Raw genomic sequence first — 23,787 nt, forward strand, 5'->3', positions numbered from 1 at the left:
CGGTTCGTTCGTCACCGCTCGGCAAGCGCATACAGCCGTCCCCGGGCGCGCATAGGGTGGAGGTCATGACGGAATCTGGCGAGTCGGCATCCTCCCACACCGGGCCCGGTGGACCTGAGGACGAGATCATCGACGCCGAGGTGGTCGTACCACCCACGACGCCCGGACAGTTCGCCGGCACGCCGTCGATCCCGGACCCCGACTACACCGAATCCGGTGTTCCCACATTCGATTTCGTGCGCGACAAGATCGAGAATCGGATCGCGACGGCGATCGGGTCACAAGAGCTGGCCGAAGGGACCCCCGAAGGTCAGCAGGTGGACGAGATGATGCGCAAGCGCGATGAGGCCGCGAAGAAACGACTCGAGGAGATCCGGAAGTCGATGGGTGGGTGACGCGATGGCACCTCCACTCCAAGCGGTGATGCGAGAGATGTTCACGCGAATGGTGGAGGCCAAGAACATCTCGATGGTGGATAAGTACTACGACCGAGATTTCATCCTCGTCACCAATGGCCAGACGCAGGACTACGACGCCTTCCACGCCGGCCATGCGCGCGTCTATTCGACGCCCATCACCTACTCGGTGCGTTACGACGACGAGGCATGGGTCGAGGATTCCGGTCGCCTCGCCGGGCGACTCTGGATCACGACGAAACGTCCCGACGAGGCTGCCACCGACATCGAAGTGATGTTCGTCGCGACGTTCCGAGGTCGACGCATCCACCGCCTGTGGGAGTTGACCTGGCCGAACTGGAGCTCGATGAAAGCCTTCGACAACTACGACGACTGACCGCCACGAGCACCGTCGGCGGATACGTGAGCGCTGTCGGCGAACTGAAGGGCGCCGTCAGCCGGCCGAGGCGACCCGCTCGTCGTCGAGGATCTCGGCGAGGAACTTGCCGGTGTGGCTCTCCGGGGTGTCGGCGATCTCCTCCGGAGTGCCCTCCGCGACGACCAGGCCGCCCCCGGTTCCACCCTCGGGCCCCATGTCGATCACCCAGTCGGCGGTCTTGATCACGTCGAGATTGTGCTCGATGACGATCACGGTGTTGCCCTTGTCGACCAGTCCGTTGATCACCGCGAGCAGTTTCTTGATGTCCTCGAAGTGCAGGCCGGTGGTCGGCTCGTCGAGGATGTAGACGGTGCGTCCCGACGACCGTTTCTGGAGTTCGGCGGAGAGCTTCACGCGTTGCGCCTCACCGCCGGACAAGGTCGGCGCCGGCTGCCCGAGCCGGACGTAACCGAGCCCGACCTCGACCAGTGTCTTGAGGTAGCGGTGAATCGAGGTCACCGGCTCGAAGAACTCGGCGGCCTCCTCGATCGGCATGTCGAGAACCTCCGAGATGGTCTTGCCCTTGTAGTGGACCTCGAGAGTTTCGCGGTTGTACCGCGCCCCGTGGCACACCTCGCATGGCACGTAGACATCGGGCAGGAAGTTCATCTCGATCTTGATCGTGCCCTCACCGGTGCACGCCTCGCACCGGCCGCCCTTGACGTTGAACGAGAACCGACCCGGCTGATAGCCGCGCACCTTGGCCTCGGTGGTGGCTGCGAACAGGGTTCGGATCTTGTCGAAGACGCCGGTGTAGGTCGCCGGGTTGGAACGCGGGGTGCGTCCGATCGGCGACTGGTCCACCTGAACGAGCTTGTCGAGGTTTCCCAACCCGTTGACCCGCGTGTGCCGGCCCGGGACCTGTCGAGCGCCGTTGAGCTTGTTGGCGAGGACCGTGGCGAGTATGTCGTTGACCAGGGTCGATTTCCCCGACCCGGACACTCCCGTCACGGCGGTGAGCACACCGAGCGGGAACGTCACATCGATGCCCCGCAGATTGTGTTCGCGCGCCCCGACAACCGTGATGTGCCGGTTCTTGGTGATCGGCCGTCGGATCGCCGGCACCGGAAGGGTGTCTCGACCCGCAAGATAGTTGCCCGTCAACGACTTCCGATTCTTGAGCAGTTCCTTGTAGCTGCCCGAGTGCACGACCTCACCACCGTGTTCACCGGCCCGGGGGCCGATGTCGACGATCCAATCGGCCGCGCGGATGGTGTCCTCGTCGTGTTCGACGACGATCAGCGTGTTGCCGAGATCGCGCAAGCGGGTCAGCGTGTCGATGAGTCGTCGGTTGTCGCGCTGGTGCAGCCCGATCGACGGCTCGTCGAGGACGTAGAGCACCCCGGCCAGCCCTGCACCGATCTGGGTGGCAAGGCGGATGCGTTGTGCTTCGCCACCGGACAACGACCCGGCCGCGCGTTCGAGCGACAGGTACTCCAGGCCCACGTCGAGCAGGAACCGGATGCGAGCCTGTACTTCTTTGAGAACGCGGCCGGCGATCGCCTTCTGCCGGGCATCGAGGGACAGACCGTCGAGGTACGTCGCACATTCGGAGATCGAGAGTTCGCAGACCTGCGCGATCGATCGGGGCCCGTCGGTCGGATGGTCGAGGGTCACCGACAGGATCTCCGGTCGCAGGCGGGCCCCACCACACGCGGGGCACGGCACGTCGCGCATGTACCCCTCGTAACGCTCCTTCATCTGCTCGGACTCGGTCTGATCCATCCGCCTGCTGAGGAAGGCCATCACGCCCTCGAACTCGGTGTAGTACGAGCGGGTGCGGCCGTATCGGTTGCGGAACTTGACGTGAACCTGATGGTCACTGCCGTTGAGCAGCGCGTTGCGTGCCTTGGCGGGCAACTTCTTCCACGGGGTGTCGACGTCGAAACCCATCTGGTCGGCCAGGCCGCCCATCAGTCGCAGGAAGTAGTCCGCATTGTGTCCCGACGACCACGGCGCGATCGCGCCGTCCGACAAGGCGAGATCGGGGTCGGGCACGACGAGATCCTCGTCGATCTCCTTGCGGACGCCGAGACCGTCGCATTCGGGACATGCTCCGTACGGGGAGTTGAACGAGAACGATCGGGGCTCGAGATCGTCGATCGCGATGGGGTGCCCATTCGGGCAGGCCATCCGCTCGGAGAAGCGTCGCTCGCGGTGCGGATCGTCGGCGTCGAGGTCGACGAAGTCGAGCACCACGATGCCGTCGGCCAGGCGCAGCGCCGTCTCCACCGAGTCGGTCAATCGCTGCTTGGCACTGCTCTTGACCACCAGGCGGTCCACGACGACCTCGATGTCGTGCTTCTCCTGCTTCTTGAGTTTCGGCGGCTCCGCCAATGGATGGACCTTGCCGTCGATCCGCGCACGGGAGAAGCCCTGCGTCTGGAGTTCGGCGAACAGATCCACGAACTCGCCCTTGCGGGTACGGACGACCGGCGCCAAGACCTGGAAGCGGGTGCCCTCCCCCATCTCGAGAACCTGGTCGACGATCTGCTGGGGTGTCTGTTTGGCGATCTCCGCGCCGCACACCGGGCAGTGCGCCTTGCCGGCGCGCGCGTAGAGCAGTCGCAGGTAGTCGTATACCTCGGTGATCGTGCCGACCGTCGACCGCGGATTGCGGTTGGTCGACTTCTGGTCGATCGAGACCGCCGGGGACAAGCCTTCGATGAAGTCGACGTCGGGTTTGTCCATCTGGCCCAGGAACTGACGCGCATATGCCGAGAGCGACTCGACGTAGCGGCGCTGGCCCTCGGCGAAGATCGTGTCGAAGGCCAGCGAGGACTTCCCCGACCCGGACAGACCGGTGAAGACGATCAGACTGTCACGCGGCAGGTCCACGTCGATTCCGCGCAGGTTGTGCTCACGGGCTCCGCGGACGATCAGGCGATCAACCACTGCATTCCTATCTCAAGAACTCGAATGTCCGGGCGCATGGCGCCCCGCGCGCATGACCGTAGCGGGAGCCACCGACAAATTCCGGGGAGAGTGGGTCGTACGCACCGGACAGGCTTCCCGGCACGCCACGGATCCACGATACGCGGGGCGCGTGAATGTCTAGGGTTGGGTGTTATGACCTCGAACGATCTGGCGATCTCCGACGACTACACCGGCGACCTGTCCGAGAGTGGCCCCCAACGCCGCACGCTGTCCCACGCGACCATCACCAAGATGTCCGTCGGCCCGATGGACAACAACACCTACATCATCACCTCGACATCCTCCGGTGAGCAGTTGATCATCGATGCCGCCAACGACGGCGACGACATCCTCGCCGTCCTGCGCGAACTCGGCGGCTCCCCCACCCTGATCTTCACCACCCACCAACATTTCGACCACTGGCAGGCTCTCGAGCAGGTCGCCACCGCCACCGGTGCACCGACCGCTGCCGGCCGCATCGATGCCGACGAATTGCCGGTCCGTCCGGACACGCTGGTCGACGATGGCGACCAGCTCACCGTCGGCGACCTCACGTTCACGGCGATCCATCTCGTCGGCCACACCCCGGGCTCCATTGCGCTCGCCTTCACCGATCCCGCCGACGGCGTCGTGCACCTCCTCACCGGCGATTCGCTGTTCCCCGGTGGAGTCGGGAAGACCTGGCAACCGGGTGATTTCGACACCCTCATCGACGACGTCTCGACCAAGGTCTTCGATCGTTTCCCCGATTCCACCGTCGTCTATCCCGGGCACGGGAAGGACACCACGTTGGGCGCCGAGCGACCTGCGCTGCCCGAGTGGCGCGAGCGGGGCTGGTAACTGTTCCTTGCGCAATCCCCGGCGCGCTGCCCACGACGGGTAGCCTCGATGAGGCGCCATATCGACCGAGCTGATTCGAGAACACGGGTCGGCCACCGTCGGGCGTCCGGCTCCGCACGCAGACCGAACGAAGGGCAGTGTCACTGATGATTCTTCGCCGTATCGCCCGTCCCATGCTCGCCACCGTGTTCATCGCGTCGGGTGTCGACGCGTTGCGCAAGCCGACCGGCCGCGCCGAGATGGCGGGTGATTTCATCGAGAGTTCCTTGAATGCCCTGCCCGAGAACGTTTCCGCCGCTGTCCCCCACGACCCCGAGTTGCTGGTGCGGATCAACGGCGCCGTGCAGGTCGGTGGCGGATTGTTGCTCGCGACGGGCAAGTTCCCGCGAATCGCCGCACTCGGTCTGGCCGGGTCGCTGGTACCGACCACCTTTGCCGGCCATCCCTTCTGGCAGGAGACCGATCCGGCCAAGCGCAACCTCCAGCGCACACAGTTCCTCAAGAACGTCAGCCTCGCCGGTGGACTGCTGATCGCCGCAGCGGACACCGAGGGCAAGCCCTCGCTCGCGTGGCGCGGAAAGCGCAAGGCCAGTGCCGCGACCGCCGCGGTCACCGCGGCCCTGCCGGTCGGCGCGAAGGCCGGCTCCTCAGCGTGGGATTCGATCGTCGAACGCACCCATGAGGGTGCATCGGTCCTCGGCGAGAAGTCTGAGGAGGCCGCCGAACTGCTGCGCGACCGCGCCCCCGAGCTCACCGAGGCCGCACGCGAACGCTCCACCGAATGGGCCGACAAGGTCCGCGACCGCGCCCCCGAACTCGCCGAAGCCGCACGCGAACGCTCCACCGAATGGGCCGAGAAGATCGGCGACCGTTCCGCCGAGGTCGCCGAGCTCATCGGTGACCGCGCACCGGAGTTGGCGGATTCGGCCAAGTCGCTGGCCGCGACCGCACAGGACAAGGCGGAGGCCGGCCGTCGCCGCTGGCGAAAGGCCGTGTCCTGACCCTGCCGCCCCGGCATCGATCCCCCACCGTCACGGGGAGCCTCGATCCTCATCTCTACCCCTGGTGCGACGAGCTCGTCGTCCCGACGTCGTCGGTATGTCCTCCGACGACGTCGGGAGTGGCCACCCTCGTGGTCGCCGTCGGTTCCAACACCTCGCCAGAAGTGCTGCGCCGCAAGTTCGTCGATGCAGGACTCGACACCGCCGACCTCCTCGACAGAGTCGTGCGGGTGTGGGTGGCCGACCTCGACGTCACCCACTCGGCGCACGTCGCCCGACGCGGCTACATCCCCGCGGCCCCCTATCGCCGACCAGGCGCCCGACTGGCCACCACCGCCGCATGGCTCGAGCCGGCACACCTCGCGGCACTCGACTCCACCGAACCCAACTACCATCGAATGACCGTGAGCTCGACGTCACTTTCCCTGCGCCCCGATGGGCCGGCACCATCCATGGGTTTCCAGCTCCCCGCGACCTTCTGCCTCTACGTCTCCCGGCACGGGGTGCTCGGCGACAGCCCGGACTCGTTGGCGCCCTTCGGCTCCCAGGCCGATGTCTTCGGCTGGCTGGACCGACGCCTGGGCTTGGGTCTGTCCACCGACTCGGCAGCAACCTGCGCCGGGCTGGCGGGCACCGACCGGGCGACCCGACTCGTCGAGTGCATCCGTGCGGCGTGTCTGGTCCAGGACGCTGGTCTCACCGAGGTTGCGGAGGCCCGATGAGTTCGTCACCCGCACGCACCGACGACCCCCGCACCGTCGAGGAGCAGACACACCTCGATCTGGTCTACGCACGGCTCGACCGCATGCGCGCCACCACCCGCAAGCGCCTCGCAGCAACCCTGCGCGAGTCCGGCGGGACGCCGCAGGCGCAGTCCGAACGCGAGTCCTACGAGCGGATGTACGTCGACGATCTCACCAAATTCGATGCCGCCGAACACAATCTGTATTTCGGCAGACTCGATCTGGAGGATGGCGAGACCCGGCGGATCGGCCGGATCGGGATTCTCGACGACGATGACGCCGACACCACCCTGCTACTCGACTGGCGGGCACCACTGTCACGGGCGTTCTACCTCGCCACGCCCGCCGCACCGGAGGACGTCGCCCGGCGCCGGCACATCCGCACCCGAAATCGCTCGGTGCAGGCGGTCAACGACGAGCTCCTGACCGCCGGCGATGCGTCCGCCGAGGATTTCGGTCATGGCGATGTCGTCAACGAGTCGGCGCTCGTCGCCGCGTTGAACACCGCACGCACCGGTGAGATGACCGACATCGTCGAGACGATCCAGCGCGAGCAGGACCTCATCATCCGCTCCACCCATCGCGGGGTGACCGTGATCCAAGGTGGCCCGGGTACCGGCAAGACCGCCGTGGCGCTGCACCGCGCGGCGTACCTGCTCTACACCCATCGTGAGATCCTTTCGCGGAGTGGCATTCTCATCATCGGACCGAACAGTGACTTCTTGGACTACATCGGCCAGGTGCTGCCATCCCTGGGCGAGTCGGGCGTGTTGCTCGCGACCATCGGCGAGTTGTTCCCGGACGTCCATGCCCGCGCCGACGAACCGCGGACCACTCGTGAGGTGAAGGGCAGACTTGCGATGCTCGACGTCCTCAAACGTGCGGTGCGTGCCCGGGAGTCCTTGCCGCGCACCTCGATCCCGGTCACCTTCGAGGGTTACACGGTCGAGATCGACAGCGAGCTGATCAAGGCCGCCCGCGGGAAGGCACGGTCCTCCCGACGCGCCCACAACCAGGCGCAATCGGTGTTCTTGCGCTCCGCGCTCGACGCTCTGGCGGCACGCCACGCCGCGACGATCGGCTCAAGCCTGCTCGACGGTTCCCAGATGCTCAGTTCCTCCGACATCGCCGACATCCGTGCCGATATGTCCCGTGACACCGACATCCGGGCGACACTGCTCGACTTCTGGCCGACCCTGACCCCACAGGACGTGCTGCGAGATCTCTTCGCGAACAAAGCCGCCCTGCGCAAGTGCACACCCGGGTGGAGCGACGAGGAACGTGCCGCCCTGCATCGAAGCCCCGCCGAGGACGCGTCCGATCTCACCCCCGCCGATGTCCCGTTGCTCGATGAGCTCGCCGAGCTGATCGGGTACGGCACCGCCGAGGCCCAGGCGCGGGAGAAGGAGCATTGGCGCCGTCAACTCGCCGAGGCCCAGGACGCCCTGGATATCCTCACCGGTTCTGCGCCACAGGATCTCGAGGACGAGCTGGACCCCGAGATCCTCATGGCCTATGACCTGATCGACGCCGAACAGCTCGCGGCACGTCAGACCCAGACCAGTCGCGCGACCACCGCGGAACGTGCGTACGGGGACCGGACGTGGACGTTCGGCCATGTGATCGTCGACGAGGCGCAGGAACTCTCCGCGATGGCGTGGCGAATGGTGATGCGTCGCATACCCAACCGGTGGATGACGATCATCGGCGACACCGCTCAGACCGGGGACTTGGCCGGCACCACCTCGTGGAGTGAGGTACTCACACCGTATGTCGCCAACCGCTGGCAGCTGCGGGAGCTGACCGTCAATTACCGCACGCCCGCCGAGATCATGACCTACGCGGCGCGCGTGCTGAGCCGGGTCGATCCGGGGGCCACCGCCCCGACGTCGTTGCGCAGGAACGGAATCGAGCCCGTGGCCATCCGCACCGAGCCGCGTGGCCTGGCCGCGACCATCCTCGAAGCGGCCACCGCACCCGAGCTGACCGGTCTGACCGGCATCGTCGTGCCCGATGCAGTCCATCCGATGATCGCCGAGGCACTCGAGAATGTCACCGAGGCACTCGACAATGTCACCGAGGCACCGGAGACCGGCACCGACGCATCCGGGGAGGTCGCCGACCCGCGGCCACGGTTACATACGGTCACCACGTGCAAGGGACTCGAGTTCGACACCACCATCGTCGTCGAGCCGGCCGAGCTCGTCGATCAGTCGCCCCGGGGCTTCAGCGACCTGTATGTGGCGCTGACGCGAAGCACGCAGCGGCTGATCGTCATTCACAGCCGGGATCTGCCCGCGGAGCTCGCAGATCTACCGTCGGCCTGAGCCCGGACACGAACAACCGCCACACCATCGGAAACCGACAGGGCGCCCCGCTGAGCGGGGCGCCCTGTCGGCTGTGAGGAGATGCTCTCTAGGTGGTGTGGACGATCAAGACATCCGAGGTGGACTTGCGTGCGGCGTCGGCGGGCACCGAACCGAGCAGGCGGCCGGCGATCGAGTTGAGTCCTCGGTTTCCGACCACAAGGAGATCGGCCTGGACGTCGGTGACGAGCTGCAGCAGCGCGTCGACCGGTGCGCCCTTGACCGCGCGCTGCACGATCTGGGTGGCCCCGGCCTTGGTCGCCCGTTCCTTGGCCCGACGGAGGATCTCCTCGGTCGGCGAGGAGCCGGTGACCTGGTAGGCCTCGTCCTTCAGCACGTCGGCCACCTCACCGGCGGAACGGTCGTTGGGGAAATATGCGCATGCGATCACCAGTTTTGCCGACTCTCCGGCGATCGCTCCGGCGCGATCGACCGCCGCCATCGATGACTCCGAGCCATCGGTTCCGACAACCACCGTGTTATATGCGCTCATTCGTACCTCCACTACGTGTTCGGCCCCGCACTTCGCGGGCGCAACCATCCCCCACACTTTAGGGAGCCCTGGGTGTGCAGGCTAGTGCGCCGCGGGGCGACTTGTCCCACGATCGGGCGAGGCACGCCCGTCTGCGTTACTTGATACCGGCGGCGTCCATACCTCGCAACTCCTTCTTCAGGTCGGCGATCTCGTCACGCAGGCGGCCGGCGAGTTCGAACTGCAGGTCGCGTGCGGCAGCCATCATCTGGTCGGTCAGCTGCGAAACCAGATCGGCCAGTTCGGCTCTCGGCATCGCCGACACATCACGCTTCTCGATCACACCGGCGCTGGCGGCCTTGGTACCGGACATCTCGCCCTGCGCACGTCGGCCACGGCTGGCGCTGCGGCCGGACCCGACCACCGCCGCCGAGGTGTCCTCGGCTTCCCGGTACACCTGATCGAGGATGTCGGCGATCTTCTTGCGCAGCGGCTGCGGATCGATCCCGCGCTCTTTGTTGTAGGCGATCTGTTTTGCCCGTCGGCGTTCGGTCTCGTCGATGGCGTTGCGCATCGAGTCGGTGATCTTGTCGGCATACATGTGGACCTGACCCGAGACGTTGCGCGCGGCACGGCCGATGGTCTGGATCAGCGAGGTCGTCGAGCGCAGGAATCCCTCTTTGTCCGCGTCGAGGATCGCCACCAGCGATACCTCGGGCAGGTCGAGTCCCTCGCGCAGGAGGTTGATGCCCACCAGGACGTCGAAGTCACCCGAACGCAGTTGTCGGAGTAGCTCGACGCGCCGCAAGGTGTCGACCTCGGAATGCAGGTACCGCACACGGATTCCGAGTTCGAGCAGGTAGTCGGTGAGGTCCTCGGACATCTTCTTGGTCAGGGTCGTCACCAGTACACGCTCGTCGCGGTCGGTGCGTTCCCGGATCTCGTGCACCAGATCGTCGATCTGACCCTTGGTCGGTTTCACCACGATCTCCGGGTCGACCAGTCCGGTCGGTCGGATCACCTGCTCGACGAACTCACCGTTGGACTGGCCGAGCTCGTAGGGACCCGGGGTTGCCGACAGGTAGACGGTCTGCCCGATGCGGTCGACGAACTCGTCCCAGGTCAGGGGCCGGTTGTCGACCGCCGACGGCAGCCGGAAACCGTACTCGACGAGGTTTCGCTTGCGGGACATGTCACCCTCGTACATGCCGCCGATCTGCGGGACCGTGACGTGGGACTCGTCGATCACCAGGAGGAAATCCTCGGGGAAATAGTCGATGAGTGTCGCCGGCGCGGTACCCGCGCCGCGGCCGTCGATGTGGCGCGAGTAGTTCTCGATGCCCGAGCAGAACCCCACCTGGCGCATCATCTCCAGGTCGTAGGTGGTGCGCATGCGCAGCCGCTGTGCCTCGAGGAGTTTGCCCTTGCGTTCGAGCTCCGAGAGGCGCTCCTCGAGCTCGTCCTCGATGCTCTTCATCGCCCTCTCCATGCGGTCCGGTCCCGCGACGTAGTGGGTCGCCGGGAAGATGCGCAGTGAATCCACCTGCCGCACAACGTCTCCGGTGAGCGGGTGCAGGTAGTACAACGACTCGACCTCGTCGCCGAAGAACTCGATCCGTACGGCGAGCTCCTCGTAGGAGGGGATGATCTCGACGGTGTCGCCGCGAACGCGGAAGGTGCCGCGCGTGAATGCGGTGTCGTTGCGCGCGTACTGCACGTCGACGAGCAGCCGTAGCAATGCGTCCCGATCGATCTCGTCGCCGACGGCGATCTCCACCGACCGATCGAGGTAGGACTGGGGGGTACCGAGACCGTAGATGCACGACACCGACGCGACCACCACCACGTCCCGGCGCGACAGCAGGTTCGAGGTGGCCGAGTGCCGCAGACGTTCGACGTCGTCGTTGATCGACGAGTCCTTCTCGATGTAGGTGTCGGTCTGCGCGATGTACGCCTCGGGTTGGTAGTAGTCGTAGTACGACACGAAGTACTCGACGGCGTTGTTGGGGAGCATCTCGCGCAGTTCGTTGGCCAGCTGCGCGGCGAGGGTCTTGTTGGGCGCCATCACCAGGGTCGGACGCTGGACCCGCTCGATGAGCCACGCGGTCGTCGCCGACTTGCCGGTACCGGTGGCGCCGAGTAGCACGATGTCCTTCTCGCCTGCGGCGATCCGTTTCTCCAGATCGTCGATGGCTGCCGGTTGGTCACCGGCGGGCTCGTACTCGCTGACCACCTCGAAGTGGCCCTCGGTGCGTTCGATCTCGCCGATCGGGCGGTACTCGGAGTGCGCGATCACCGGTCGCTCTGCTGCAAAGGCCATGACGCCAGGGTAAACGCGCCCTACGACAAGTGTGTTCCATGCGATCGAGCGGTGCGGGCACGGTTAGGGTCGGTGCATGTCCGACTCGGCCGGTCTCCCGTCACACGAGGTCCCGTCTCACGAGCACCTCCATCCGCCCAAACGCGAGACCTTCGACGTGCCGGCGATGACCAACACCGACAACAAGGGTTTCGTGCGGCCGGTCGAACGGTACGAGGTCACCGATTTCGGGTTGTACATGTCACGGACCGCAGACCATCCGCGGTTCGATCACCTCGAGTCGTGGCTGCTCCCCGCGCTCGGGCTCCGTGCGAACATCTTCCATTTCGTGGAGGGACATCGCACGGGTCAGCGACTCTATCTGGACGTGGGTGCTTTCGACGGCCCCGACGGCGAAGGCCGCTGGCATGCGGTGGACTGGTATCTCGATCTCGTCGATGTCCCCGGAACCCCCTTGGAGCTGATCGACGTCGACGAGCTCTTCGCTGCACATCGCGCCGGGTTGCTGACCACCGATGACTGCGTGGCCGCCGTGGGGATCGCCACGCGAGCCCTCGCCGGTGCCGCCGAGCACGGCCATGACGTCGACGCATGGCTCGACGCCGCGGTCGGCGGGCGAGTGTTCTGGCTGGATCGTCCCTGAGTCCTGCTCAGACCGTTCGGTCGCCGTGCAGGAGCAACTGCGCCATCTCGTCGAGTGCCCAGCCGGTCTCGCTCGGTCGGAGCAGCCAGACCATGTCGAACCGGTCGTCGGGCCAGTCGCGTGGGCTCGGGGTGACCTTTCCGAACTCCTGGATCAGGCCACGGATTCGGTGGTGCTCCCAGCTGATCAGCGTCACCCCGGTCTGCCCACGCACGAAGGCGGCCGCACCGCTCAGGTCGTCCTGGGTGAATCGGGTGACCGGCTCGACGCCCAGCCGCGCGGCGAGTGGAGTGATCGTCTGCAGTGGCCGACGGCTCGCGCCGCCTCCACCGGCCGACGCGACGATCCGATCCGGGGTGACCAGACCTTCGCGCGGCGGCTGGCCGTCGGCACCGAACAGGGCGACGAGCCCGCCTGCGCGAGTCCATCCGCTGACCGTCAGCGACGCGGAGTCCCTGGCCCCGGACTCGGTGACGCCGTGCGTGTCCGCCGCCGGTTTCTCCGCGTGCCGAACGATCATCACCAGCGGTGCGCCGGGCGAGGTCGATGGCGTCGATCTCGCCGTCGCGGCGGCGGTCACCTCGCTGCCCGACGTGTCGGGTGTCGTGGCGCAGCCCGCGATCGCCGCGGCGCCTGCGCCGAGGCCGACCGCAGCGAGTAGCCCACGTCGCGAAACCGGCATACCCGGCGACTGGGATCGGTTGTCGCGCAACATTGTTGCGAGACTACGCCGACCGGTCGAGGATTCCGTTCAGCCGGCCGTTCGGATACCCACCGTCGCGGGCCGACCGGGGTCGGCAGATCCGAACCGACCGTCTCCGATCGGTGCGAATCCCCCCGGCGGAAGCGCGTCGGCGAGTGCGCCCGACGCGTCGGCGTCGCGCGCAGTGATCGCGAACCCCGGATCGGCGCCGCCGCTTGCCGCAGCATCGATCGCCGTGGCGTTCGCGCCCGCCAACGCCCACAACCGTTGAGTGATGCGCGTGGGCAGTGTCGAGGAGTTGGGTTCGGCCGCAATGAGTTCGGCGTCCATCACGGCCGGAGTACGGGTACGCACATTGGTCTCGAACGGCACGAGTCGGCGCTCCCACACCTGCACCGAGGAGGCCGCGAGCGCCTCCGGGCTGCCCGAATTGTCGAGCCAGACGTCGGCGACCGCCCGGCGCTGGTCGTCGTCGGCTTGGGCGGCGATGCGTGCACGAGCGTCGGATTCCGGCATTCCGCGCAGCTCGACGAGCCGACGCACTCGTTCCTCGGCGTCGGCGTGCACGATGATCACCAGATGGAAGAACGGGGCCATGTTGCCCTCGACCAGCAATGGGATGTCCTGGATCACGATCGCGTCGTCGGGCGCGGCCTCCAGCAGCTCCTGGGTGCGCGCCCCGACGAGCGGGTGGGTGATCGAATTCAGGGTGGAGCGACTCTCGTCGTCGACGAACGCCTTCGCCGCGAGCGCGGGGCGGTCCAGCGACCCGTCACCGGCCAGGATGTCCTCGCCGAACGCCTCGACGAGCTGCGCGAGGCCCGGAGTGCCCGGTTCGACGACTTCCCGGGCGATCTTGTCGGCGTCGATGTGAAAACCGCCGCGCTCGATGAACGTCTTGGCCACTGTCGATTTCCCGGCCCCGATGCCGCCGGTCAGCCCCACTCGGATCACGGTCCCAGTGTGGCAAACGCGCCCACGGGGCCGTGATCCGGACCACCTCACCGTCAGCCGGTAACGCCGGTCAGCTCGATCGTCTGTGCCGGAAGGGTCGCCTTGTTCGCCACCTTCGCTGTGGACAGGTCAACGGCATACAGGGTTTTCGTCGCGGGGTCGCTGACGTAGGCCCGGTCACCCTGGATGAACAGATTCGGCATCGGCGACTGCCACTCGTCGGGTTCGGACCAGGCCGCGATGACCGGGATGCTCGCCGTCTCGGTGGCCGACACGGGCTCGTAGACGTGCAGTGCGCCGTCCGTACCGAGGATCACCGCCTGCCCGTTGGGGCCGCGCTCGATCGACCGGAAGCTATAGCTGGCCGGGAAGTCCACGAGCCGCAGGGTTCCGGTCCGAGTATCGGTGAGGGTGAAACGATTCGGGCGTTCGAGCTCGGCGTCCTTGTCGGTCTTGTAGTCGCCGAGCACGATCGGGGACTCGGCCGCGCCGGCCTGGTTGCCGATGCGGCCGTACGGATCAGGACTCGACACCTTCTGGATCTCGTTGCCGCGCACGATGAGTATGCCGTCCTGGCAGCCGAAGGTGAGTACTCCCCCGGCGGCCTCGGCCTCACCGTGAATGCCCGGGCATTGATCGTTGCGGGCGATCTCGTTGCGGGACTTGTCCAGGATCGCGATGCCCGAGCGGGTGTCCTCGTTGCCGACGGTGACCACCAGGGTGCCGTCGCCGCGCGACACCGCGACCCCGTGATGCGGCTCGGGTGTGCGGTAGGTCGTCGACGCGGCATTCCCTTGTGCCAGTTCGACGGGTTCGACGATGTTCACCTCGCCGGTACCGTCGGAAAAAAGGGTGAGGCGGTCCTCGAAGGACACGACGTGACCGGGTTCGGCACCGCCGAATCGCATGTCGGTGAGTACCGGCGATGTCGTGTAGTGATGGCCGTGGTCGCCGTGCTTGCGGGTCCAGGTTCCCATGTCGAGAACGCGGAACCCGTCGGACTCGCTGATGAAGACATTGCGGCCATTGTCGGCGCTGTTGAGTCGGGTGAACCCCTCGACGGGGAAATCCCCGACCTGCTTCAAGGTCTCGGCGTCGTAGACCAGCACACCGCCGTCGTAGCTCAGTGCGAGTCTCGGTGTGGCACTGCCTTGTTCGACCAGCGATCCCGACGCCGCACTGCTCGTCGCCGAGGTGTCACCGCCGCCATCAGAAGCACACGCGACGAGCGTTGCGGTCACCGCCGTGAGCGCGGCCACGGAAAATGTCAGTTTTGTCCGTTGTATGAGCACGCCGCACAGCTAAGCCGTTGATGACAATTATTGTCAAAATGCCATACACGAATACGTTGGCGAGCGCGTCGGCGCATTCTACGAACGTAGAGACATATTTAATATATTGTTCCAACAGATTCGAGGCCACCGGCCATCGTCCGGGAGAGGAGGCTGCGATGCTGTGTTGCCTGGTGATGGTGATCGTGCTGGGAGCCGGCTCACGCTTCATGCCGTGGCGCGCCGTCCGAGACGACGGCGGCTTCGCGCCGACTGCGGTGCGCAGCACCCCGGACGACACCGATCTCGCGGCCCTTGTCGACGCCCTCTGCGAGCGGCCGCCCAGGGCCGGCCCCGCACTGCTTGGTCGCCCCGCGCTGCACAGTCGCCCCACACTCCACACTGCGGTCCCGTCGGTGATGCAAGCGATCGCGACGGGCGTGGCCGCTTCGCTGCCCGTGACCGTGGCGCTCATGGCCAGTGGATTCGCCCGCACCAGCGCACCCGGCTGGGTGTGGCTGATCCACTGCTCGGGTGTGGCAATGCTCACCGTCGCCGTCATGGGTGCAGCGGCGTTCGTCGGTCTCCGGTGGCCGCAGCGCATCCGTGGGGTCGGGGCGCTCGGTGTCATGGCGATCGGGATCGCGGGCGCATTGTTGACCGTCGTCGAAATCGACACCCGTCTGGTCGACCTGTATCAACTCCGCTCGACAACCGTGCACCTCGTCATCACTTCAATCCTGTTGGGAGTCCTCATGTCCGGGTTCATCGCAGTACTCGCCGCAGCGTCGGTCATGCGCGCACGCACGCCGGTCGGGTCGGCGTGAGCACGAGCATCGCGCCGGTCGCGGTCACCGAGTCGTCCGCCGACGATCTCGCGTCGCTGCGGTACCTGCTCGATCTCGCGCTCCAGCCGATAGACGATTTCACCGGCTTCACCCGGCTCGAGCAGATCGGCGGCAGCGCGCTGCGCTACCAACTCAGTTATGCCGGGTACGCGTTGTCGATGGCGCAGTACACGCGCACACCGGCATTCGGCGGCTATCTCGCGGAGGCGCAGGCCAATCTCATTCGTAAGATGTGCGACAAACGCGTATGGGGGTACTGGGCCACCGAGCAACTGGCGGGATACCTTCGATGGAATCCCGATCCCATGACCTTCGGCAACGTGATGTACACGGGCTTCTTCGCCGCGATGCTCGCGCTCTACGAAAGCCTCAACGGCACCGGAGAATTCGACGATCCGGGAAGCCTGGAACTGCGGTGGAGCACCGAGAAGTCGTTTCACTATGGTTACGCCCCGATCGCCGAGGCCATCGCGCGCAACATGCGGCAGAGTCGTCAGACGTTGTATCCGTGTGAGCCGCACCTGATCTACCCGATGTGCAACGCCGTCGCGATGGTGGGACTGTGTGCCTACGACCGGCTCCACCACCGCGATCTCGCCGGCGATCTGCCTGAAAAGATGCGGCAATCGTTGTTCGACAACAAGTTCCGGCGTCGCGACGGACGCTTTGTCTTCGGACGCGGGCCGCTCGGCCTGGTCTTCCCACCGATGATCGCCAACGACGCCGTGATGACCTACTGGCTCAACGCCTTGACGCCGGATCTCGCGCACGACACCTGGGACACACTGCGTCGGACACGCATTCGCGACCGCTCGACGCGCATCGGACTGCGGACAACGCCCGTCGACCACCTCGACGTCGGGTCCTATCGGCCCGGTGATGGATGGGCGTGGGCAAATCTGCTCATCGCCGCGCACGAGATGGGAGACACCGAGGTCGCCGACACGATCACCGAGAAGATCGCCGCCGACATCGGGCTCGATCACTCTCCGCACGGCGCGCACAAACTCCACGGCGTCTCGACATGGGTCAACTGCGCCCATGTGCTGGGACGCATGACCAGACCCGACGGCATGCGGGACCTCGCCTCCGGCGAGATCGCCGACGCCTGGCGCCACGGCCCTCACCTCGATTCGGCCGGCTATCCGGATGTTCTGGTCGCCAAGGCGCTCACCGACGGCACGACACTCCAACTCGTGCTGCGGCCCGGAGCCGGTCCGACCCGAACTGCGCTGCGACTCTCGAGACTCCGACCGAGCGCGACGTACGCGTTGCGCGGTGCGATTTCCGACGAGGTCACCGCAGACCACGACGGTCGGGCGATCATCGAGGTCGACCTGTCGGCGCGGCTGGAGGTGCAGGTCCGCCCGCACGTCTGAACCCGGCCACGATCAGGTGGACATACCAACGAGTGCGGCCCCTTCCGTTGTCGGAAGAGGCCGCACTCGTTTGTTCAGATCAGGCGATCAGGCGTTGCCCGACAGCTTCTCGCGAAGCGCCGCGAGCTGCTCGTCGCTGGCCAGCGATCCGCCGCCCGACGAAGAGGTCGACGAGGACGAGGTCGACGAGCTGCTACGGCTCTCCGACGCCGACGAGTAGTCCGTCGGGGCCTTCTCGGCCTCGGCCGCGGCAGCGGCGAACTTCTCGATCTGCGCGGTGTGCATCTTGTGACGACGCTCCGCCTCGGCGTAGCGCGCCTCCCAGGCCTCACGCTGCTTCTCGAAACCCTCGAGCCATTCGTTGGTCTCGGGATCGAAGCCCTCGGGGAAGATGTAGTTGCCCTGCTCGTCGTAGCTGTCGGCCATGCCGTACTTCGACGGGTCGAACTCCTCGGTGTAGTCCTCGTTGGCCTGCTTGAGGCTCAGCGAGATCCGGCGACGCTCCAGGTCGATGTCGATGACCTTGACCATCGCGTCGTCGCCGACGGCGACAACCTGGTCCGGAACCTCGACGTGACGCTCGGCGAGCTCCGAGATGTGCACCAGGCCCTCGATGCCCTCGTCGACGCGGACGAACGCACCGAACGGCACCAGCTTGGTGACCTTGCCCGGGACGATCTGACCGATCGCGTGGGTGCGGGCGAACTGGCGCCACGGGTCTTCCTGAGTGGCCTTGAGCGACAGCGACACCCGCTCGCGGTCCAGATCGACGTCGAGAACCTCGACGGTGACCTCATCACCCACGGTGACGACCTCGGACGGATGATCGATGTGCTTCCAGGACAGCTCGGAGACGTGAACCAGACCGTCGACGCCGCCGAGATCGACGAACGCACCGAAGTTGACGATCGAGGACACGACGCCCTTGCGGACCTGGCCCTTCTGCAGCTGGTGCAGGAATTCGCTGCGCACCTCGGACTGGGTCTGCTCCAGCCAGGCGCGGCGCGAGAGCACCACGTTGTTGCGGTTCTTGTCGAGCTCGATGATCTTGGCCTCGATCTCCTTGCCGATGTACGGCTGCAGATCGCGGACGCGGCGCATCTCCACCAGCGATGCCGGGAGGAAGCCACGCAGACCGATGTCGAGGATCAGGCCGCCCTTGACGACCTCGATGACGGTGCCCTTGACGGCCTCGTCCTTTTCCTTGAGCTCCTCGATCGTGCCCCACGCGCGCTCGTACTGCGCACGCTTCTTGGACAGGATCAGCCGGCCTTCTTTGTCCTCCTTGGTGAGGACGAGTGCTTCAACCTCGTCACCGACGTTGACGACCTCGTTGGGGTCCACGTCGTGCTTGATCGAGAGTTCGCGTGAGGGGATCACGCCTTCGGTCTTGTAACCGATGTCGAGCAGAACCTCGTCGCGGTCGACCTTGACGATGGTGCCCTCGACGATGTCGCCATCGTTGAAGTACTTGATCGTGGAGTCGATGGCGGCGAGAAAGTCCTCAGCCGAGCCGATGTCGTTGACGGCTACTTGCGGCGAGGTGATGGTGGAGGACGGCATATTGGTGAGTTGCTCCGGACAGATATGTAGTAGGTACAGTTCGTGTTGCTGGACAGCGGTGTCGGCGCACTCCCGAAATCGTGTCGGCCTCGGGTCCTGTGCACCCACGCCATCGCGTTCGATGGCACCCGGGTGAGGGCATGCTGAACCGCGCGAGAATGCTACACACGCGCGCAGATCAGCCTACTCCAGGCGCATTGTGCTGGGCAAATGCCGCCCGCGGCCGGTCGGTGCGCGGACCCCGCGGTGGTCGACGACGGGAGATGACCGGATGGCACACTCTGTGGAACTCCTCCTCGATGATGCCTGTGACCAGCTCATTCGCCAGCAATGGGCGGCGTTGGGCGACGCCGGCCTGCCCTCTGCGGCCGACATCCGTTCGGCGACCAATCGCCCCCACATCACCGCGATCGCCGCGACCCGCATCTCCCCCGAGATCGACGCAGCTCTGGGCACCGTCGCGATGCGGCTCCCGATTCGCGTCACGCTGGGCGACGTGGTCGTGTTCGGACGCGGGGCCCGGCGGGTCCTCGCACGACTGATCGTGCCCAGCTCCGAGCTGCTGTCGGTACACGCGTCGATCGTGCGCGCGGGTGCTGTGCACACCGCCGACCGACACGGGCAGGAGTCGCTGTTCGCCCACACCCGACCCGGCTCCTGGACCGCTCACATCACCGTGGCCCGGCGGATCGGACCCGACGAGATCGGGCGTGCGCTCGAGACGCTCGACTCCGTCCACTCCGCCGACACCGACAGCGCGACGATCACCGCGGTGCGCCGATGGGACGGCGACGCGAAAGTCGACCACGTGATCGCCGGCCGGAGCTGCTGAACGTCGCCGACTGTCATCGGTTCTGCCGCGCTTCGTATCATCGCCACGTGACCGACGATCCAGCCGTCCCCGATGACGGTCGAAGCGCGCCACGCCAACTCGGACCGATCGACTCGGCGACCAGCGCCCGAGCCAACCGCGCGTGGTGGGACGCCGAAACCACCGATTATCACGCCGAACACGGCGACTTCCTGGGCGCCGGCACACCCGGGGGCGATTTCGTGTGGTGCCCGGAGAATCTTCGGGAGTCCGACGCACACCTGCTCGGCGACGTGCGGGGGAAGAGCGTGCTCGAGATCGGTTGCGGATCGGCGCCGTGTTCCAGGTGGCTTGCCGTGCAGGGCGCCGACGTCGTCGCGACCGATCTCTCGCGGCGCATGCTGGGGTACGGGCTGGCTGCGATGGCGCAGTTCGACGAGACCCCGGTTCCCCTCGTCCAGGCCACGGCGGAGGCACTCCCCTTCGCCGATGCCACCTTCGACATCGCTTTCTCTTCGTTCGGTGCGGTGCCGTTCGTCGCCGATTCGGGGCGCGTGATGGCCGAGGCCGCACGGGTTCTCGTGCCCGGTGGCCGTTGGGTGTTCTCCATCAATCACCCGATGCGCTGGATGTTCCCCGACGACCCCGGACCCGACGGTCTCACCGTCGCGATTCCCTACTTCAATCGCACCCCGTACTCCGAGGTCGATGCCGACGGCACCGTCACCTACGTCGAGCACCATCGGACCATCGGTGATCGCGTCCGTGAGATCCGTTCCGCCGGTTTGATTCTCGACGACATCGTGGAGCCGGAATGGCCCGACGACCTCGAACGCGTCTGGGGTCAATGGAGTCCGCTACGGGGACAATACTTTCCGGGCACCGCAATCTTCTGTTGCCGCAAGCCGGACAGCTGACTTCGTTCAGTCCTCTGGCCGTCACGTCACACGGGATCGAACCGGAACACCGCGCACCGACCGGCGAGCGCCTCGAACTCGTCGGGGGTGCCCTCGGTGACCAAACCCGACCGCGTCATGAACTCGACACCGGAGGGCACGAGTTCGGGAAACCGTCGGAGCAATGGACGGGCCTGCGCCGCATCGAGTTCCACCATGCGCACGGTTTCCGAACGCCGACGGGTACGCAGGGTTGCGGTGTCGGCGGCGCGGGCGTTGCGTTCCCAGTCCGAGCCGGGGAAACCGGACACGACGTAGCGATGACCGTCCACGGTCATCGGGGTGATCGGCGTCGATCGGGGCTTACCGCTGGCGCGTCCGGGCACGGTGAGGATCGCCGGACCCTCGTCACCGAAGATCGGTATCCCGACCCTCGTCACCGCCATCAGCACCTTGTTCATCGGTTTCAACCACCACGGTGGCCGCGGGCTCGCATTCGTCATGCCCTCCGAGGATAGCCGCGCCCGGCTCACAGGAGTTTGGACAGGAAGCTCTTGGTCCTCTCGTGCTGCGGATTCGCGAGAACCTCACGCGGATCGCCCTTTTCGACGACAACACCGCCGTCCATGAACACCAGCTGGTCGGCCACCTCGCGCGCGAAACCCATCTCGTGGGTGACCACCACCATCGTCATCCCGGACGCCGCGAGCTCCCGCATGACGCCGAGTACCTCGCCGACCAGTTCGGGATCGAGCGCCGAGGTCGGCTCGTCGAAGAGCATCAGTTTGGGTTCCATGGCGAGGGCACGAGCGATGGCGACTCGTTGTTGCTGCCCACCGGAGAGCTGGGCCGGATAGGTATCGGCCTTGTCCGCCAGCCCCACCCGGTCGAGCAGTTCACGGGCACGCGCGAGTGCGGCGTCCTTCTTCTGCTTCTTGACCTGTGTCGGTGCCTCGATCACGTTCTCCAACGCGGTGCGATGCGGGAACAGGTTGAAATGCTGGAACACCATGCCGATGTCGCGCCGCTGCTTGGCCGCATCCTTCGGGCTCATCTCATAGAGCTTGTCGCCGCGTTCGCGGTACCCGATCAGATCACCGTCGACGTAGAGCCGCCCGGCGTTGACCACCTCGAGATGGTTCACGCACCGCAAGAACGTCGACTTCCCCGATCCCGATGGGCCGATCAGACAGAGGACCTCACCCTTGGCGACCTCGAGGCTGATGCCCTTGAGCACCTGCAGGGTCCCGAAGCTCTTGCACACCCGGTCGGCGCGAACCATCGGTGGCGCAGCGGTCTCAACGGCGCTCATCACTCTCCTCGTCGACTGCGAGCACTTTGTTCTGTGCGGCCGCCATCGCCTTCAATTGTCGGCCGGTCAACTGTCGCGACGCCCCTCGTGAGTAGTAACGCTCCAGGTAGAACTGGCCGACCATCAGCACGCTGGTGACTGCGAGGTACCAGGTCGAGGCCACCAACAGGAGCGGGATCGGCTGGAAGTTGACACCCGAGATGTCGTGCGCGACACCGTAGAGCTCGAGGCTGAACGGCACGGCGGTCACCAGGCTGGTGGTCTTCAGCATGCTGATGACCTCGTTGCCCGTCGGCGGGATGATGACCCGCATCGCCTGCGGCAACACCGTCCGGCGCATCGTCTGGGTCCATGACATCCCCAGCGCCACCGACGCCTCGGTCTGCCCCTCACCCACCGAGGAGATACCGGCGCGCACGATCTCGGCCATGTACGCAGATTCGTTGAGCGCCAGTCCGATCATCGCGAAGGTGAACGCGGCGTTGAGTGACTGGATGTCAAAGTGCGCGAACTGGACCACGAACGGGATGCCGAGGTCGATTTGCTTGTACAGCGACGGGAAGAGACCCCAGAAGACCAGCTGGACGTACACCGGGGTGCCACGGAAGATCCAGAGATACACCCACGACACCGATCTCAGCACCAGGTTGGGCGAGAGCCGCATGATCGCGAGGAGCACACCGAGCACGATGGCGATCACCATCGAGAGCACGGTCAGCGCAAGGGTGTACCCGACGCCCTTGAGAATACGGGTGTCGAACAGATACTTGGCGTAGGTCCCCCAGCCGTATGCACTGTTGGTCGCCGCTCCCCACACGAACAGGAAGACGAGGATGAGCACGATCGCCGCAGCGATCCACTGCCCGGGATGTTTGAGGGGTACGGCCTTGATCGGTGCCGGCCCGGGCGAGGCGCCCGGGTCGGCACCGATCGGGCCGGTTGTCGGAGCGGTCACCGTCAGCTGGTCGCGCCGTTGACGGTAGCGGTCGGAACGACTCCCGCCTCAACGCCCCAGTGCTCGGCGATGGCCTTGTACTGGCCGTTGTCGATGAGGTACTGGACGGCCTTCTGAACCGCTTGCACGAGTGAGGATCCCTTGGCGATCGGGTAGCCGTAGGGCGCGGAATCGAAGACCGGTCCGGCGGCCACGATCTTTCCGCCGGCTTGCTTGATCGCGTAGGCGGTCACCGGGGAGTCAGCCGACATCGCGTCGACGCGTCCGAGGACCAGGGCGTTGGTCGCCTCCGATTGGTCGGTGTACTTCTGGATCTGGATGGCGGGCTTCCCGGCGTCGGTGCACGCCTTGCTCTTTGCCGGTACCTCGTCGGTGTCCTCGACGGTAGTCGACTGCACCGCAACCTTCTTGCCACAGGCGTTGTTTGGGTCGATGTTCCCACCGGCCTGCTGCGCCCACTGGATGCCGGCGCTGAAGTAGTTCACGAAGTCGACCTGAGCCTCGCGCTCCTTGTTGTCGGTGAACGAGGACATGCCGATGTTGAAGGTGCCCGCCTGGATCGACGGGATGATCTTGTCGAAATCGGCCTCCTTGTACACCGGGGTGACGCCGAGGACCTTGCCGATCGCGTTCATCAGATCCACATCGAAGCCGATGATCTGACCGTTGCTGTCCTTGAACTCATTGGGCGCGTAGGGCACGTTGACACCGACGATCAACTGTCCGGACTCCCGGATTCCCGCCGGCAACAGTGCCGCGATGTCGGCTTGCTTGGCAACATCGACGGTTGTCGGCTGGATGGCCGAGCTACCGCCGGCACCCGTCGACGAGTCATCGTTCGAGCAGCCCGCCACCACAAGGGCGATCACCCCCACGAGCAACATGAAGATCCCGGGCAGACGTCGTAGGCTGCCGAACGATCGGAGATCGCGCATCACAACTATCCCTTCGCGCCTCGGG

At 66.0% G+C, this 23,787-nt stretch carries 22 protein-coding genes; 11 read left to right on the plus strand and 11 right to left on the minus strand.

Annotated features, from left to right (window positions below; translation table 11 throughout):
* Window positions 1-65 precede the first annotated feature (65 nt).
* Together P3L18_RS00110 and P3L18_RS00115 are read left to right on the plus strand one after the other, a co-directional pair.
* Complete coding sequence (locus P3L18_RS00110) at window positions 66-395, plus strand: PspA domain-containing protein (protein ID WP_276112899.1); 330 nt, start codon at window positions 66-68, stop codon at window positions 393-395.
* Between the two features lie 4 nt (window positions 396-399).
* Complete coding sequence (locus tag P3L18_RS00115) at window positions 400-792, plus strand: nuclear transport factor 2 family protein (protein WP_276112900.1); 393 nt, start codon at window positions 400-402, stop codon at window positions 790-792.
* Window positions 793-849: 57 nt separating this feature from the next.
* Here P3L18_RS00115 and uvrA read toward each other — a convergent pair whose 3' ends face one another.
* Window positions 850-3,729 (minus strand): excinuclease ABC subunit UvrA, encoded by a 2,880-nt coding sequence (gene uvrA / locus P3L18_RS00120; RefSeq protein ID WP_006371207.1) that lies wholly within the window; start codon window positions 3,727-3,729, stop codon window positions 850-852.
* A gap of 174 nt (window positions 3,730-3,903) precedes the next feature.
* Between uvrA and P3L18_RS00125 the strand changes: the two genes are divergently transcribed.
* The 4 genes from P3L18_RS00125 to P3L18_RS00140 all read left to right on the plus strand — a co-directional run bounded on the left by P3L18_RS00125 (window position 3,904) and on the right by P3L18_RS00140 (window position 8,661).
* The gene (locus tag P3L18_RS00125; RefSeq protein WP_079929911.1) at window positions 3,904-4,590 is read left to right on the plus strand and encodes an MBL fold metallo-hydrolase; all 687 of its coding nucleotides are present in this window, start codon (window positions 3,904-3,906) and stop codon (window positions 4,588-4,590) included.
* Between the two features lie 146 nt (window positions 4,591-4,736).
* Window positions 4,737-5,591 carry a DoxX family protein gene (locus tag P3L18_RS00130; RefSeq protein WP_020171023.1) on the plus strand — a complete coding sequence of 285 codons (855 nt, stop codon included), beginning with the start codon at window positions 4,737-4,739 and terminating at the stop codon, window positions 5,589-5,591.
* Between the two features lie 119 nt (window positions 5,592-5,710).
* Complete coding sequence (locus P3L18_RS00135; RefSeq protein WP_276112901.1) at window positions 5,711-6,313, plus strand: hypothetical protein; 603 nt, start codon at window positions 5,711-5,713, stop codon at window positions 6,311-6,313.
* The gene (locus tag P3L18_RS00140; RefSeq protein ID WP_276112902.1) at window positions 6,310-8,661 is read left to right on the plus strand and encodes an AAA family ATPase; all 2,352 of its coding nucleotides are present in this window, start codon (window positions 6,310-6,312) and stop codon (window positions 8,659-8,661) included. Before P3L18_RS00135 ends, P3L18_RS00140 begins: the two co-directional genes overlap by 4 nt.
* A gap of 88 nt (window positions 8,662-8,749) precedes the next feature.
* Here P3L18_RS00140 and P3L18_RS00145 read toward each other — a convergent pair whose 3' ends face one another.
* Window positions 8,750-9,193: a universal stress protein gene (locus P3L18_RS00145; protein WP_276112903.1), complete on the minus strand. Its 444-nt coding sequence runs from the start codon at window positions 9,191-9,193 to the stop codon at window positions 8,750-8,752.
* A 136-nt stretch (window positions 9,194-9,329) separates the two neighbouring features.
* Entirely contained in the window at window positions 9,330-11,492 is a 2,163-nt protein-coding gene (uvrB, locus tag P3L18_RS00150) for an excinuclease ABC subunit UvrB (RefSeq protein ID WP_079929914.1), read from the minus strand.
* Between the two features lie 76 nt (window positions 11,493-11,568).
* Here uvrB and P3L18_RS00155 point away from each other — a divergent pair, with 76 nt between their 5' ends.
* Entirely contained in the window at window positions 11,569-12,135 is a 567-nt protein-coding gene (locus P3L18_RS00155) for a DUF402 domain-containing protein (RefSeq protein ID WP_020171020.1), read from the plus strand.
* Window positions 12,136-12,142: 7 nt separating this feature from the next.
* Here P3L18_RS00155 and P3L18_RS00160 read toward each other — a convergent pair whose 3' ends face one another.
* Genes P3L18_RS00160 through aztD form a run of 3 tightly spaced genes read right to left on the minus strand, consistent with a single transcriptional unit; the run spans window position 12,143 to window position 15,084 of the window.
* Complete coding sequence (locus P3L18_RS00160) at window positions 12,143-12,850, minus strand: hypothetical protein (RefSeq protein WP_276112904.1); 708 nt, start codon at window positions 12,848-12,850, stop codon at window positions 12,143-12,145.
* A 36-nt stretch (window positions 12,851-12,886) separates the two neighbouring features.
* Entirely contained in the window at window positions 12,887-13,792 is a 906-nt protein-coding gene (gene coaE, locus P3L18_RS00165; protein ID WP_276112905.1) for a dephospho-CoA kinase, read from the minus strand.
* Between the two features lie 53 nt (window positions 13,793-13,845).
* Window positions 13,846-15,084, minus strand: a complete 1,239-nt coding sequence (aztD, locus tag P3L18_RS00170; RefSeq protein WP_276112906.1) for a zinc metallochaperone AztD — start codon at window positions 15,082-15,084, stop codon at window positions 13,846-13,848.
* A gap of 158 nt (window positions 15,085-15,242) precedes the next feature.
* On the opposite strand from aztD, the gene P3L18_RS00175 reads away from it, so the two are divergent.
* Both P3L18_RS00175 and P3L18_RS00180 read left to right on the plus strand, forming a co-directional pair.
* Window positions 15,243-15,890, plus strand: coding sequence for a hypothetical protein (locus tag P3L18_RS00175; RefSeq protein ID WP_079930011.1), 648 nt, complete (start codon window positions 15,243-15,245; stop codon window positions 15,888-15,890).
* Entirely contained in the window at window positions 15,887-17,290 is a 1,404-nt protein-coding gene (locus P3L18_RS00180) for a hypothetical protein (protein ID WP_276112907.1), read from the plus strand. Before P3L18_RS00175 ends, P3L18_RS00180 begins: the two co-directional genes overlap by 4 nt.
* Before the next feature lie 87 nt (window positions 17,291-17,377).
* Here the strand turns inward: P3L18_RS00180 and rpsA are convergent, their stop codons facing one another.
* Window positions 17,378-18,853, minus strand: coding sequence for a 30S ribosomal protein S1 (rpsA, locus tag P3L18_RS00185; protein ID WP_026920065.1), 1,476 nt, complete (start codon window positions 18,851-18,853; stop codon window positions 17,378-17,380).
* A gap of 271 nt (window positions 18,854-19,124) precedes the next feature.
* On the opposite strand from rpsA, the gene P3L18_RS00190 reads away from it, so the two are divergent.
* Both P3L18_RS00190 and P3L18_RS00195 read left to right on the plus strand, forming a co-directional pair.
* Window positions 19,125-19,685 carry a 2'-5' RNA ligase family protein gene (locus P3L18_RS00190; protein WP_276112908.1) on the plus strand — a complete coding sequence of 187 codons (561 nt, stop codon included), beginning with the start codon at window positions 19,125-19,127 and terminating at the stop codon, window positions 19,683-19,685.
* 47 nt (window positions 19,686-19,732) lie between these two features.
* Complete coding sequence (locus tag P3L18_RS00195; RefSeq protein WP_276112909.1) at window positions 19,733-20,581, plus strand: class I SAM-dependent methyltransferase; 849 nt, start codon at window positions 19,733-19,735, stop codon at window positions 20,579-20,581.
* 26 nt (window positions 20,582-20,607) lie between these two features.
* Here P3L18_RS00195 and P3L18_RS00200 read toward each other — a convergent pair whose 3' ends face one another.
* From P3L18_RS00200 to P3L18_RS00215, 4 genes are read right to left on the minus strand one after another with little or no spacing between them, the layout of a single operon-like run.
* Window positions 20,608-21,063 (minus strand): nitroreductase/quinone reductase family protein, encoded by a 456-nt coding sequence (locus P3L18_RS00200; protein WP_276112910.1) that lies wholly within the window; start codon window positions 21,061-21,063, stop codon window positions 20,608-20,610.
* A 26-nt stretch (window positions 21,064-21,089) separates the two neighbouring features.
* Window positions 21,090-21,872, minus strand: a complete 783-nt coding sequence (locus P3L18_RS00205; protein WP_020171012.1) for an amino acid ABC transporter ATP-binding protein — start codon at window positions 21,870-21,872, stop codon at window positions 21,090-21,092.
* Complete coding sequence (locus tag P3L18_RS00210) at window positions 21,859-22,827, minus strand: amino acid ABC transporter permease (protein ID WP_276112911.1); 969 nt, start codon at window positions 22,825-22,827, stop codon at window positions 21,859-21,861. Before P3L18_RS00210 ends, P3L18_RS00205 begins: the two co-directional genes overlap by 14 nt.
* 2 nt (window positions 22,828-22,829) lie before the next feature.
* Window positions 22,830-23,762 (minus strand): ABC transporter substrate-binding protein, encoded by a 933-nt coding sequence (locus P3L18_RS00215; RefSeq protein ID WP_006373256.1) that lies wholly within the window; start codon window positions 23,760-23,762, stop codon window positions 22,830-22,832.
* Window positions 23,763-23,787: the final 25 nt, after the last annotated feature.

Origin of the sequence: Gordonia sp. N1V, assembly GCF_029269935.1 — a bacterium.
Classification (GTDB): Bacteria; Actinomycetota; Actinomycetes; order Mycobacteriales; family Mycobacteriaceae; genus Gordonia; species Gordonia polyisoprenivorans.

Coding starts and splice junctions, on each gene's coding strand:
- P3L18_RS00110 (WP_276112899.1), top strand. CDS start 66: ATGACGGAATCTGGCGAGTCGGCATCCTCCCACACCGGGCCCGGTGGA.
- P3L18_RS00115 (WP_276112900.1), top strand. CDS start 400: ATGGCACCTCCACTCCAAGCGGTGATGCGAGAGATGTTCACGCGAATG.
- P3L18_RS00125 (WP_079929911.1), top strand. CDS start 3,904: ATGACCTCGAACGATCTGGCGATCTCCGACGACTACACCGGCGACCTG.
- P3L18_RS00130 (WP_020171023.1), top strand. CDS start 4,737: ATGATTCTTCGCCGTATCGCCCGTCCCATGCTCGCCACCGTGTTCATC.
- P3L18_RS00140 (WP_276112902.1), top strand. CDS start 6,310: ATGAGTTCGTCACCCGCACGCACCGACGACCCCCGCACCGTCGAGGAG.
- P3L18_RS00145 (WP_276112903.1), bottom strand. CDS start 9,193: ATGAGCGCATATAACACGGTGGTTGTCGGAACCGATGGCTCGGAGTCA.
- uvrB (WP_079929914.1), bottom strand. CDS start 11,492: ATGGCCTTTGCAGCAGAGCGACCGGTGATCGCGCACTCCGAGTACCGC.
- P3L18_RS00155 (WP_020171020.1), top strand. CDS start 11,569: ATGTCCGACTCGGCCGGTCTCCCGTCACACGAGGTCCCGTCTCACGAG.
- P3L18_RS00160 (WP_276112904.1), bottom strand. CDS start 12,850: ATGTTGCGCGACAACCGATCCCAGTCGCCGGGTATGCCGGTTTCGCGA.
- P3L18_RS00175 (WP_079930011.1), top strand. CDS start 15,243: ATGCTGTGTTGCCTGGTGATGGTGATCGTGCTGGGAGCCGGCTCACGC.
- rpsA (WP_026920065.1), bottom strand. CDS start 18,853: ATGCCGTCCTCCACCATCACCTCGCCGCAAGTAGCCGTCAACGACATC.
- P3L18_RS00190 (WP_276112908.1), top strand. CDS start 19,125: ATGGCACACTCTGTGGAACTCCTCCTCGATGATGCCTGTGACCAGCTC.
- P3L18_RS00200 (WP_276112910.1), bottom strand. CDS start 21,063: ATGACGAATGCGAGCCCGCGGCCACCGTGGTGGTTGAAACCGATGAAC.
- P3L18_RS00205 (WP_020171012.1), bottom strand. CDS start 21,872: ATGAGCGCCGTTGAGACCGCTGCGCCACCGATGGTTCGCGCCGACCGG.
- P3L18_RS00215 (WP_006373256.1), bottom strand. CDS start 23,762: ATGCGCGATCTCCGATCGTTCGGCAGCCTACGACGTCTGCCCGGGATC.